This window comes from Levilactobacillus sp. HBUAS70063 (assembly GCF_038374745.1).
Classification (GTDB): Bacteria; Bacillota; Bacilli; order Lactobacillales; family Lactobacillaceae; genus Levilactobacillus.
Map to the genome: position 1 here is coordinate 69512 of NZ_JBANSM010000005.1, position 13402 is coordinate 82913.

The window sequence follows — 13402 nt, forward strand, 5'->3', positions numbered from 1 at the left end:
ACTTCATTTCTTGTCTAAGCCTCAGTCGCCTCAGCGCTAGGCCGTTCAAAATTCAATTCATAACCATTCAAGTTCAGGACACGATGGGTAATCAGCGAACAACCACCGAGTACCGTAGCCAGTCGTGCGTTGTTGGTTAATTCAATCCCGCGGTCATCGTTTTCCGATAGCTTGCGGTATGCCGCCCGAATGTTTGGTAATAAATCGGGAAGCTCCTCTACTAACGGTGAGTTGATGAAGAAAGCATCGGGATCCAGCGTCCGCATGGTATTGTAAATCAACCCGGCGATTCCCGTAACGAAAGTCTTCAGGATCTTCGTTGTTTCCGGATCTTTATCCTGATAGAGCCGGACAATGTCGTCTCGATCCAGATTGCTCAGGCCCTTGCGCTCCTCAACCTGCTGGATAATCGCGTCTTCGGAACAGATATCCTCGGCGTGAATCGGTCGAGCATTGCCCGCATCGTCGAATTGAAGACTGGCGACTGTCCGGCCAATTTCACCGGCATCCCCATGTTCACCCCGGAACAGGTCGCGGTGCAAGACGACCCCGGCACCAATCCCACGGTGAATACTGATGGTCACGGCACTGTTTAGGTTCCGCGCACCATTGAAGTCTCGCTCGTAAACGGCAGACAAATTGGCTTCGTTTTCCAAAACCACGGGAACGTGATAATCATCCGTGAATACCTTCTCCAGGTCAACGCCATCCATATCAATAAATGGCGAGGTCACGACTTGGTTGTTCATGACAATGCCGTGAATGGAGAAACAAATTCCTAAAAGGCCATGACTACTGGTATCCGCATTCTGCGTAGCCGCAATGTACTGCCGAATGCGGTCCACCATCTCGTGAATCGACTGGTCTTTCGTTTCAATCCGGTCATACTGCCAAATGTGCCCGTCCAAACGGGTTGCCAACGCATGCAAGTGCCGATAGCCCAAATCAAACGTTAACGTGTAGCCGTAATTACGATTAATTTCAACTAACGTCGGCTTGCGCCCACCCGCAGTGGAGGCCTCCCCCAAACCTAATTCTGTCAAATAACCATCGGCCATCAAGGTGTTGTATAACGATGAAACCGTTGACTTATTTAGGTGAAGCTGGTGAGAAATCTCGATCCGCGAGGTGGGATGGTTATTAAAAATCTGTTGCAAGACGAACTTCAAGTTCTGGTCATGCAACTGATTACGATTCATACTACGACGAACCATCCAATCCCTCCTTATCGCTCGGTCGTTCTTGCACCACTTCTCAAGTCCTTACCGTTAGTGCGGCGGATAGCCCAACTAACCGGGTACCCGACCGACTTGCTTATAATTCGAATGGAAGCGATAACAGAAACTGATATCATGGTTCAGTGAACCAACTAACCATAGTATCGCCCACCCCTTGTGAAAATTCAACCGTTTACGCTAAATTTGTTCATATTTTTTTCAATTCACGCCACGATTAGGTTACTGGCGTAACAGAATTGGCTGTCGTTAATCATTGACGCTAAAAGAAACGGTACCAAAATTGCAGTATCGTTTCTTTTTTGAAGTTCTATTGAAAAAATGCTCGGAAGCTTCCTGGTGTCACTTTTTCCCGCTGTTTGAACGTGGTAATGAAGTAACTATTGGTCCGAAAACCAACCTGCTTTCCAATCTCTTCCACGCTTCTGTCGGGATAATTAGCCAAAAGTTCCTTGGCTTTTCTAACCCGATAATCCATAAGCAAATGATGTGGCGAACTATCAAAGTAAGCCCGAAATACTTCCAAAATATACTGTAAGCTATAATGCGTCTGCTCAACAAAATCAGCATTTTTAAGATCATGCATGTAATTGGTCTTAATGTAATCCAAGATCGGCGTCACAATGACCGCCATTAGGTGTGGATTAACATCATTCTTAATCTGATTTTTCTTAATTAGCAATAGAAATTCATAGACCAGTACCGAAGCCTGATACGTATCAACTTTTTTAGCTTGAATCTGCTGATAACTTCGATCAACAAATTCTATCAACTGCTGATCGGGTTCTTTAATCTGGATATATTGGCTAAATCGTAACGTTGCCAGCATCTCTGTAATCAGCTCACCGCCAAATGTAAAGTAAGCGGTCAACCATTCTCCACTCACAGCATGGTAAGCATGCGGCACATCCTTATCGATCAAAACACCCTGTCCAGATCGTAACTCAAAACACTGATCACCAACTGTAATTTCACCAACTCCAGAAATCGTTTGTAGCCAATGAACGTAAGGATAACCCTTCTTGCGGTTGATCGTCTCCTGTGGCCAGCGATTACTAATACTGTCAATATACAACGGCAATGAATAGTCCGTGACTCCAAAGCTATAGCGCATACTTTCAACTCCATCAGCTACCGTATTTTGCAGAGCTCGTACATCTTACTCTAATACCCGATTGCGTTGCGTATATTTCTTCAGTAACTCTGCATATTCAGTGTAAGCGTCACACTGATTAAATTCAAAGCTTGAAAGCTTAGCCTTAAATTCGGCGAAACTCATGGTCTTCAATAGCGGAACTAGAATGCTTTCTTGCTGGTAACGGTATAGAATCCCCCGTACTCGGAACTGTGCTTCATAATTTAAGTCGTCATCATGGTAATCGAACTGATCCGCAATGCCTGAGACAATCTTGTTGGCTTGATCCATTTCGCCATAATGCGTCCACTTTTGATGAACTTGGTCGACAAACTTCATCCACGGCGAATCGGTCTTAGGATGTGTTAATCCCATAAAGCAAGCATCCTTATATGCCCATAAGCACCAAGAAACGTGATGATTTTCAAATAGATCCACGGTATCTTCCAAAAGTTCCATACTAAATCCAACGTCATTAGCATCAATATCATAACCAGCTTCCCCACAGATTAGTGGGTGGTGAAGATCATGCATGGTTGATAGAACATCCACGAGGCCATTATCAAATTCTCGTTTCCGTTCTTCACGGCTCAAGTCGCGATCAAGCAGATTTTGCTTCCACACGGTCGGATAATAGTGGAAACTCACAATTAGCTTATCATCTTGGATGTCTTTAAGTCCGGAGAAGTCCATGGCAAAATGATCACTTTCCAAGATAACCGCATGATTAGTATCGTTCTCACGAATTTTAGCGACCACATCCTGAAAGTACTCATTCAAAGTATCCCACGTCGCCATAGCCGGTTCATTTAATAAATCATACCCCAAAAGGTAGCTATACTTCTGACCAAACCGCTTGGCAATTTTACTCCAAACTGTGACCAATTGATTACGTAATGCTTTAAATTCCCAGAACTGTGGAACGCCGGTCCGATTATCACTGTGCCAATCGGGGTTTTGTCCACCTGGTGCCGTGTGCATATCCAGCATGCAGAAGATATGATACTTTTCACAGTAGTCTAAGAGGCGCTCGACTTTATCAAAACCGAATTCTTTAAACTCTAACGTATTATCATCCATGAATAACCGATAATTAATGGGTACTCGCAGAAAGTTAATCCCTAACTTCTTCAAATATTTAAAGTCATCTTCATTAACAAAACTGTCAATATAAGTATCTAAGAATTCCCGCCCCTTACCTGAACCATATGCGCGATCGATACTATTCAGAATCATACTCTGTGGACCCGGCATACCAACCATAAAGTGTTCAATATTCAGCCAGGTCCCAATACCTAATCCCCTTAGAGTTAGCGGCTGATCTCTAAAATATAATTGATCTTGTTTAACCTCAACGTAATCTGTCATCACAATTCCCTCCCAAATTCATATTAATCCGTTACCTTTGCTGACAATGGCTTAATCACAAAGAGCATCAAAATACCAACAATGACGAGAATCCAACCAAAGAACAGGAACGTAAAGCCTAAATCACTGCTTGAATGGAACATGCCAATCCATCCCAATACCAGTGGTGTCACGAAGGTTCCAATATTACAGCCAACAATCATCAACGAGGTTGCCAAGTTAAGCGAATTCTTGGGCGCAACATCAGCGGCCAAGTTGAAGACATACGCTACAACCACACCAGAAATCATACTAGTTAAAATAACGCCAGTCCCGATGACCCAAGCATTTGTAGATAGCGCGATCATGAGTTGTGCAACTCCGGTCAAAGCAATTGTGATTGGTTCAAACGTAAATTTCAGAACACGAAGCATAGGGCCAAAGATAATTCCCGTTAAAATGCCGGCAAATTGGGCCAAGCTCAGTGCAGTCGCAATCGTAGCTAAGCTTAAGTAGTGGTTAGTCGTCACATATTCTGTGATTCGCGTGTAGGAAGCAATAATAGGAATCAAGTATAAAATACAGAAGATTGTCCAGAAAACAACTTTGCCATTAACGCGTTGCTTTTCTTTCGTCTTCGGGCCCTCAGCTGCGGCTTCTCTCGCTTTCGCTTCGTCAGAAGGTTCCGGGACGTAAATGGCAAAAAGAATCGTCAACAGGAAGGCTAACCCGTATACCCAAAATGCGGCGTGCCAGTTAAATGAAACTAACAATACCCCAGCAACGTAAGTCGTCAGCGAACTCCCTAATTTTTCACAAGAACTCCGATACCCCATCAAATTAGAACGCTCATGTCCAGAGAAGAACATCCCAATCATACTTACCGCATAGGAGTTCACAAGACCAAATCCAACCCCCAGCATCAGACGTGAGGCAAAGAATGCACCGTAACTGGTAACTAATGCCGGCGTGATCCCCGACAATCCGGCGATCAGCAAACCAACAATGACGGTTCGTTTAACGCCAATCCACTTGGCAACCCAGGTACTCAGTAACGTCGCAAATACCACTGAAATTGAAGGCAACGTTTGTAATAATTCAACATTGGAACGGGCAACGTTTGGAAAGGCCTTTAGCCAGCTGGGAATTGTCGCAGCAATTGCCGAGCCAGAGGTTAAAATAATCGAAACGGATAGCAATGATGTTTTCATCATCACAGAATATCTTTTAGGCTGTGCTTCAGTTGTTTCATCCATGATTTTCACTCCTTATTCTTAAATCATTTGATGTAAAATCACCACATCATAAGGCTTTAAATCCAACTTAGTTGTGACCGGACCATTAGCCACTAGCGGTGTCGCCGTTGGCACCGGATTTGTAATGAATTGCGGCTGATCACTCGTATTGATAATAAAGGTAAAACGTTCATGCTCCGTTGCTCGTGTAGTTATTTCAACGGCCGGCATAGCACCAAGCGGGAGCCCAGCAGTCGTATTGATCTGCTGTAGCAAATAACTTAATCCAGCTTGGTCCAGACCAGCACCACAGTAATAGGCATACCCTTGGCCGAAATGATTGCGAGTGAGGGTCGCAAAATCTTCATAAAAAACGTCACTAGAGTAATGGGCCAATGTAGCCGCCGTATCTGGAATTACTAAGTCACAGATACCCGTTGCGGTACCAATTTGAGTTTGATCTGGCGTTAGGATTCGTACAGATTGTCGAGGACTGCGGGCATCGCGTTCGTCAACGTGCAATCCTAGCAAATGACGCAGTGGTCCCGGATAACCGCCTAAATAGACATTATCCGTTTGATCTGTCATTCCAGAAAGATAAGTTGTTAAAAAGTTACCACCCTCTTTGACGTATTTCTGAATATTAGCGACGAATTGGTCATTCAAGAGATATAGAACTGGTGCAACTACTAACTGGTATTTTGAAAAGTCAGCCGTCTTGGGAACAATATCTACGGTCAGATTGTGCCCATAAAGCATTTGATAAAAACGCTGGACCTCTTTCACGTAACTAAAATCTGCTAAGGGGCCAATCGCATTCTCGCTTCCCCAATAGCTCTCCCAGTCAAAGATCAACGCAACCTTAGCTTGAACATTTGCGGCCTGTAAGGAGATTGGTAGCTTTTTGATTTCCTGTCCCAATCGCTGAACTTCCTTAAACGTCCGTGTATTCACGGAATTACTATGGCTAAGTACCGACCCATGGAATTTCTCAGGTCCACTTCGCGACTGCTTCAGTTGAAAGAATTCAATACTATTAGCCCCATGCGCAATCGCTTGATAGCTCAGCATCCGCATTTCACCAGGTTTCTTGAGTGCATTATACGGATACCAATTTTGTTGGTTAGGCGTTTGCTCCATTAAGAGAAAGGGTTGATCTTTTAACCCTCGCATTAAATCGTGCTCCAATGCATTCTCACTAGCCGTGTCCTCTGGCATCGGGTAACTATCCCACGAGATGACGTCCAGTTCCGGCGCCCATTTGAAATAATCCAAGGCTTTTTGCGAACCGGTCAGATTCGTTGTGACGGGATGAACCTGGTCAAACCGCTTAATGACGTCCCGTTCCATTCGGTAATTGGCTAGTAGACTATCGGACTGAAAACGTTGATAATCCAAGGCTGCCCCATTAAGGACTGGCTTGCCATTATCAAATAAATCAGTCGTCAACATTGGTGGCTCAATCTCGGACCAGGCATGATAGGTGTGGCTCCAAACATTACTATCCCAAGCACGATTAAGCTTTGGCAAATTCTCATATTTGACTTTTAACCATTCGCGAAATGCAGCCGCACAATTTTCACAATAGCAATAGCCCTCATATTCATTAGAAACATGCCAATACGTTAACTCCGGACAATCTTTGTAGCGTTGAACCAGCTTTGTAACTAATTGCTTAGCCAACCGCTTGAAGTCTGGATTGTTGGGACACGCGTTATGACGTTTTCCCTGCTTTTGTTGAATGCCATGGACGTCCACGTGAGCCGCACTAGGATAATTTTGAACTAACCATGCTGGCATTGCCGCGGTTGACGTTGCCAAAACAATCTTGATTCGGTTACGAACTAACAAAGCTATAATTCGATCTAGTTGCTCAAAATTAAAATTATTCTCACGTGGCTCCAGCAGTGCCCATGAAAAAACATTAATCGTGGCGACATTAATGTTCGCCTGCTTTAATTTATCAATATCTTCCTGCCAAGTATCTTCTGGCCACTGCTCAGGATTGTAGTCGCCGCCAAACAGAAAGGTACTCTGTCCAAAACTATTCACACTGCATTCACCCCTAACTATATGGTGCTATATTCATTATGGAAAGCGCTTTCAGTAATTATATTAGCATGCTAACGCCGTCGTGTAATTAAGGAGAATGCTGATAAAATACCACAAAATGAAACTTATTCTATGGAAAAACAAATGACATCCTACTAAAAAAAGACGACCTACTAACCAGTAGTGTCGTCCGTATCTCATTTTAACGATATCCTTAACCCCACGTCTCAACCAGCTGCTCCACACGTTTCTCGACTTCATCGCGCACCTCGCGGAAAACAGCCAAGACTTCGGCATCACTCCCTATCGCCTGTGCGGGGTCTCGTAGTGGCCAATGCTGCTTAGCCACACTTGGTGGCGTCATGGGGCATTTGTCTCGGGCATCACCACACAATGTCACGACCAGATCACAATGCCGCAGATACTCCTGATCGATGCATTTAGATTGCTGATGACTGATATCGATGCCTCGCTCCGCCATGACCTGCACCGCCAGGGGATTGAGACCATGGCGTTCGATACCGGCACTCGCGATCTGCCAACCTTTGGGGGCTAAGTGACGGGCAAAGCCCTCTGCCATCTGGCTACGACAAGAGTTACCGGTACAGAGAAAATAAAGTTGTGGCATGGTACCCTCCTTGTGAAATCTGTTTCTTCAAAGTATACCATGTTTATCACATCTCCTACCGATTATTCTCCATCATCGCCGTACGTTCGTTTGCCCAGCGCAGGTGGCCCCACACGATTCCCACGACAAAGCCCACGAATGTTGGCACCAACCAGCCCAATCCCAGGCTGGCAAACGGCACAACCTGATGGTACACGTCCAACGCGCTCGCCACGGGGCTCAGGCTCGTCACTACCTTGGGTGAGCTAGCCAACATATCCAGTACGGCCGGGATCGCCGTGAACGCAATCGTCAGCTTGTAGACCAAGCCAGCGTATGGCCGTTTCGCTACCGTCAAAGATACCAAGATTAATGCCAAAGACAACGGGTACAGCAACATCAGGACGGGTAGAGACCACGCGATGATCGTATTCAAACCGGCGTTGGCCACCAAGAAGGAAACAAACGTCGTCACCCGTAGCCAATTGCGGTAGCTTACCTTAGGGAACAGTTTGTGAAAATCCTGGGCAAAAGACGTTACCAGCCCCAGCGCCGTGGTGAACACGCCTAACGTGACGAGAACCCCCAGAAAGGCCGTGCCAAAGCGCGTGAAGTAGTGGCCGACGATCTGTGACAGAGCCACGGCACCGTTGGCAGACAGCGTGAGGCGACTGAGGCTAAAGGCGCCCAGCAATACCAACCCAAAGTAGATGAGGATTTCCAAAACAATACTCAGGGTACCGGCCTTTGCGGTTAATTTCGTCAGCTCCCGATCGTGATACCCTAGCCCCCGAACGGCATGTACGAAGGTCACACTCAACGCCAGCAGGGCCACAGCATCCACAGTGTTATAGCCTTCCAAGAAGCCGCTGATGGTCGCATTGTTCTGGTAAGCCGTGGTTGCGGCGTGGTCCAAGCCACCCATCGGATTGATGAAGGCCACCACGAAGATAATTGCCAGCATCGCTAGGAATCCGGCGTTGAGGTATTTCCCCACCACCTTGACCAGATTGTTCTGATGTGTGGCCAAACGGTACGCCGCTCCGAAGAATAGTGCGGTAAAAATCAGCATTCCCACCGTATCAAAACGCTTCGGGAGAAAGGGTTGCAGCGCCATCTCATAGGCTGTAGCCGCCGTCCGTGGCGTACCGAAGAAGGGGCCGATGGTCAGATGAACGAGGATTAAAAATAACGCGGCGTAGTGCCGACCCACCGGCTTCGCCAGATCGTACAGTCCGTCACTCTTGGTGACCACGACTGCTAAAATGGCCAGCAACGGAAACAACGACCCGGAGATGGCAAAGCCCAAGGCCGCCGTAAACCAGTGACCGCCCGCCATCTGTCCTAAATGCACCGGGAAAATTAAGTTGCCCGACCCAAAGAACATTCCAAAAATAAGTGAACTTACCACTAATAACTGTCCAACTTTTCTACGCGGTTTGCCTGTATTCGTCTGCTCCATGTCGATTCCTCCACAACTTCATTTTGATTTTAAACGTCAAAAGAGCCCTTCTCCCACTATGGGAAAAGGGCTCTACAAGTAGAACGGTACCACCTTTTTGAGACGGTCACCCGCCTCGCTCATCACGGACCAACATCCGCTAGCCAAATAATGGTGGCCACCACGATTGCCTACATATCAGCATCGAACTCGGAAATGATCTTCCCCGATGATTGATGGTCACTTTCCACTCAACGTGACTCACTGCGCACCGCAACATCGGCTACTTTTTTCCTCAACGTTTTTAAATGTTGTTTGTATTATAGGCGTCGCAAAATGAAAATGCAATGGTAATTTTAATTATTTTTTAATTTGATTGAAATGGTTTTACCGGAAAAATTACTTATCCTGCTTGGACTGCTGACGATGTTCCCGCTGCCACTGTTTGACGTAATCCAGTCGTTTTTTAAAGAGGTTCTCGCGGCCCTGATCGGTGGGGTGATAGTACTCGTGCCCGACCAACGAATCCGGCATCGTCTGCATGGTGGTCAGCTTGTCCTGGGTATCGTGGGCGTATTGGTAGTCCTTTCCATAATCCAAGTCTTTCATCAACTTCGTTGGCGCGTTTCGAATCTGCAAAGGCACCGGCTCATCGCGGGTCTCCTTAACGTCGCGTTTGGCCGCCAACCGGGCCTTGTAGATAGCATTGGACTTGGGCGCTAACGCCAGGTAGGTCACGGCTTCGGTCAAATGAACGTCACACTCTGGCATCCCCAGAAACTGGCAAGCTTGAAAAACATTTACCGCCACGTTTAGGGCGTTGGTGTCGGCCAACCCAATGTCTTCGCTGGCAAATCGAACCAGCCGGCGCGCGATGTACAGGGGATCCTCGCCGCCCTCAAGCATCCGCGACAGCCAATAAATGGCCGCGTCCGGGTCGCTATTACGCATGGACTTGTGCAGCGCAGAAATAATATTATAGTGTTCTTCACCGGTTTTATCATAAAGCACAAACTTCTGGGAAATCAGTTGCTTCAGATCATCCATGTTCACGGTCACCCGATCACCCTGCTTATTGCCGTTGAGCACCGCCATTTCCAGGGTGTTCAGGGCACTTCGCGCGTCTCCATTGGCAAACTCGGCGATGGCCCGCTGTTCATCGGCACCAATCGTCACCTGACCCTTGAAACCGTCCGGACTGGCCAACGCATTGGTCAACAACTGCTCAATGTCGGCGGTCGATAAGGCCTTGAGGACAAAGACTTTACAACGCGACAACAGGGCGGAATTAATCTCGAACGACGGATTCTCAGTGGTCGCGCCAATCAGCACGATACTCCCCCGCTCCACGTAGGGCAGGAAGGCATCCTGTTGGGCCTTGTTAAAGCGGTGAATTTCGTCCACGAACACAATCGTCTTTTCACCCACGGCGAGGTCGTTACTGGCCTGCTTCATAATCTTTTTAATCTGACTAATGCTACTGTCGACGGCACTGAAGCGCAGAAACTTGGCCTGCGTCTGGCGGGCAATAATCTCTGCCAACGTGGTCTTGCCGACACCCGGCGGTCCCCAAAAGATCATCGAGGACACCTCATCATTTTCGATCAGCTCGCGGAGAATCTTCCCGGGGCCCAGCAGATGCGTTTGACCGACAAAATCGGTTAGCGACCGCGGCCGCACTCGGCTAGCCAACGGCGTATTCTGTTGATTGGCAAACAACGATTCCTGTTCCACGAGAATCACCACCTTTTAGGTCTAATGATACCGCTAAATTCCACTAGAAATCAAAATCGTTCAGGTCGGCAATATCCATGGTAAATGGCGTCTCCGTCTTCTCACCATTATTCATATTCTCCATCACCAGATAATACGTCTGCTGCTTATCGTATGCGTGATCGGCTAAAACAACCTGAACATTTTGCATCCGATCCGTCACAGAAGCCGAGCGACTATTAGCATTCACCATGGTCTGACCCGAAATTTGCTGGTCCTGTTCATTGATGAAGTAGAGCTTAAACTCGGCAGGAATTACTGTTGAACTAATCGCCGCCGACTGCCGAACCGTCAAAGGTACCGTTAGTGACGTAATCTGGCGACTCATACTAAAGAGCTCTAACTCAACGTCATGGGCGGCGGAACGACTTGAGGTGGTCTTAACTTCCAATAATGGAACGAGCATTTCCTGTAAAGAGGCACCACCATGAACGTAATTAAACGAGCCAACCGCCTTAAAAACATTGGCCGTATTCGGATAATAGACATAACCCTGATCGTCATTAGCCAAGATGTCACCCACTACTTGGTGGCTAACCCCCGGCAAATCAAACTGTCGCGATGAAAGCAGATACCGCTGTGACTTCTGTTCTTCATCTTCCTTGGGAACTTCAATCTTATCCGTTTCTTTGAGTTGATCATTACGGTAAATATAACCATGATCGGCCGTCACGTAAATCTGTACAATCCCTTGTGTTCGCAATCGTGAGATCAATTGTTGGATTTCGTCAATTGCTTCTTCGGTCGCCTTAAACACGTCGTCCTCGGTTTTCTTATTATCGCCAATCGCATCGACCTGATTGTGATAAATATAAACCACTTCTTGCCCGGTAAACTTAGCTCTAATTTCCTTAGAAGCATCGTCCTTCAAGTCATCCAAGGCATAGGCCGCACTCTTCGGATTATAATGCTGTAAAATCGCTTGCCGACGTTCCAGACTATCCGCCAATTGCCCGTCAACACTCAGCTTCTTACTCTTACTATCCAAGGCTAACTGACGATGTGGTAGCAACATTGGCATCCCCAGATACGTTACGGAAGGTAGTCCTGTCACGAGATAATTCATTTTAAGCCCCGTGACTTGGTCCTCATGACTCAACCGCTTTTCTAGTTCTTTAGCGGCTTCAAAGCGAAACGCATCGGAAATAATCACAACAATCCGATTCTTTTCGGGAGCGACATGGAACCGATAGAAATTCCGCTGCAACTGCTTAGGCTTAACTTCAGCATAATCCAGAACCTGATTCCATGCATACGTGGCATTATCCAGATAATTATTGACATAAATTGATTCGATGAGCTGCTTCGTCTTGGCAAACTGTTCGGGCATTCCCGCTTGCTGGTAATAGTACGTGAATTTTCGATAGTCCGTATCCGTTTTATACCCAATAGTGGTGTAATCATCGATCATGCCTTGAAGACTGTCCTTGGGCTGACGATGGGCATTCTGAACTAAATACCAAGCACGCCGCATCATCCGATAGAGTCTTGCAAACCGCGGCTTACTGCCATAGTGCGTCTCTAATCGTTGATGGGTCACCGCAATAACGGACTGACCGTTCAGTTGGCTATCCAGGTCTTCAAGTTGCAGTCTATCTTGAATCCAAAGCAAAATTCGTTGATCGAATCGTGGGAAAACATCTGATTTTGCTAAATCATCAATCTTAGTTTCCTTAAAGAGATGATCGCCATCAACGTTCTGCCAAACAATATCCGCAATACTATCGAAGTTTGCAAGCTCTTGCTTATCCAGTCCGCCGCGATTACTAAATTGCTGGATCAGCGTTTGAACGTTAGCAGCATGCGCACTGAGATCATATTCGGCCATGCTTTTAGGTAAATCCTTATCCATTTGCTGATAGGTCACCGTTAGATACATCCCCGTCATTAACTCGTCTAACCGTGGCCGTAAAGCATTGTAGCCGAAACGCTCAGAGACTTCTGCCCAAAAAGCATCTAAAACGTCAAACTTCTCAAAGTCCTCTAACACCGTGTTGTCCCGAATACCCTTAGTCAACAACACCTGTAGTAAATCGAAGAAGTCAACGATTGGCTGATTTAAGTGGGCCAGTACCGCCATAATAGCCAATTCTGGTTTTTTCTGGTAACTCGTCACATCGTAACGTGCAAAACTCCCGCGACGTTCCTTACTAGCGAAAAATGCTGTGTTTTTTTGAATAAACGACTTCAATTCTGCTGGTAGCCCCAGTTCTTTACGCAAAATTTCTTTTGAATCAGCACTAAAGGTCCCAGAATACCAAACTATACTCCGAAGGTGATCTTCATCCAATGCTGGTTCGGACGCCGGTGAATAGATTAAAGCCTTTTGTTGCCGTTGTAAGGTTAATAAATACTGCTTAGTCGCCACTTGATGCCCCGGCTGCATAACAACAACCTCTGCAACGCCAGATAGGCCTGCACGGATCTCCGTGAGACTATCTGCAAAGTCACCATTATCGTCATACCAGAATACAAATTGGTTTTGCTCAGCGAACCTTTTCTTTAAGGTGGTAATAATCTGTTTAACGTCCACGTCTGCCATGCTGGTTGCTCCTTTTCATCCGTTTTAATAGCTAG

The 13402-nt window shown here is 46.5% G+C and carries 9 protein-coding genes; all 9 read right to left on the minus strand.

Annotated features, from left to right (window positions below):
• Positions 1 to 14: 14 nt before the first annotated feature.
• The 9 genes from V8I28_RS08905 to pglZ all read right to left on the minus strand — a co-directional run bounded on the left by V8I28_RS08905 (position 15) and on the right by pglZ (position 13367).
• Positions 15 to 1214 carry an ROK family protein gene (locus V8I28_RS08905; RefSeq protein WP_341779771.1) on the minus strand — a complete coding sequence of 400 codons (1200 nt, stop codon included), beginning with the start codon at positions 1212 to 1214 and terminating at the stop codon, positions 15 to 17.
• 331 nt (positions 1215 to 1545) lie between these two features.
• Positions 1546 to 2349: an AraC family transcriptional regulator gene (locus V8I28_RS08910; RefSeq protein ID WP_341779772.1), complete on the minus strand. Its 804-nt coding sequence runs from the start codon at positions 2347 to 2349 to the stop codon at positions 1546 to 1548.
• 45 nt (positions 2350 to 2394) lie between these two features.
• Positions 2395 to 3738 (minus strand): glycoside hydrolase family 5 protein, encoded by a 1344-nt coding sequence (locus V8I28_RS08915; protein WP_341779774.1) that lies wholly within the window; start codon positions 3736 to 3738, stop codon positions 2395 to 2397.
• 23 nt (positions 3739 to 3761) lie between these two features.
• Entirely contained in the window at positions 3762 to 4973 is a 1212-nt protein-coding gene (locus tag V8I28_RS08920) for an MFS transporter (protein WP_341779910.1), read from the minus strand.
• Positions 4974 to 4991: 18 nt separating this feature from the next.
• Positions 4992 to 7004 (minus strand): beta-galactosidase, encoded by a 2013-nt coding sequence (locus V8I28_RS08925; protein ID WP_341779775.1) that lies wholly within the window; start codon positions 7002 to 7004, stop codon positions 4992 to 4994.
• A gap of 214 nt (positions 7005 to 7218) precedes the next feature.
• Positions 7219 to 7632: an arsenate reductase (thioredoxin) gene (gene arsC, locus V8I28_RS08930; RefSeq protein ID WP_341779776.1), complete on the minus strand. Its 414-nt coding sequence runs from the start codon at positions 7630 to 7632 to the stop codon at positions 7219 to 7221.
• A gap of 55 nt (positions 7633 to 7687) precedes the next feature.
• Positions 7688 to 9073, minus strand: coding sequence for a branched-chain amino acid transport system II carrier protein (gene brnQ, locus V8I28_RS08935; protein WP_341779777.1), 1386 nt, complete (start codon positions 9071 to 9073; stop codon positions 7688 to 7690).
• Between the two features lie 378 nt (positions 9074 to 9451).
• The gene (locus tag V8I28_RS08940) at positions 9452 to 10786 is read right to left on the minus strand and encodes a replication-associated recombination protein A (RefSeq protein ID WP_341779778.1); all 1335 of its coding nucleotides are present in this window, start codon (positions 10784 to 10786) and stop codon (positions 9452 to 9454) included.
• A 43-nt stretch (positions 10787 to 10829) separates the two neighbouring features.
• Complete coding sequence (gene pglZ, locus V8I28_RS08945) at positions 10830 to 13367, minus strand: BREX-1 system phosphatase PglZ type A (RefSeq protein ID WP_341779779.1); 2538 nt, start codon at positions 13365 to 13367, stop codon at positions 10830 to 10832.
• Between the last annotated feature and the right edge of the window lie 35 nt (positions 13368 to 13402).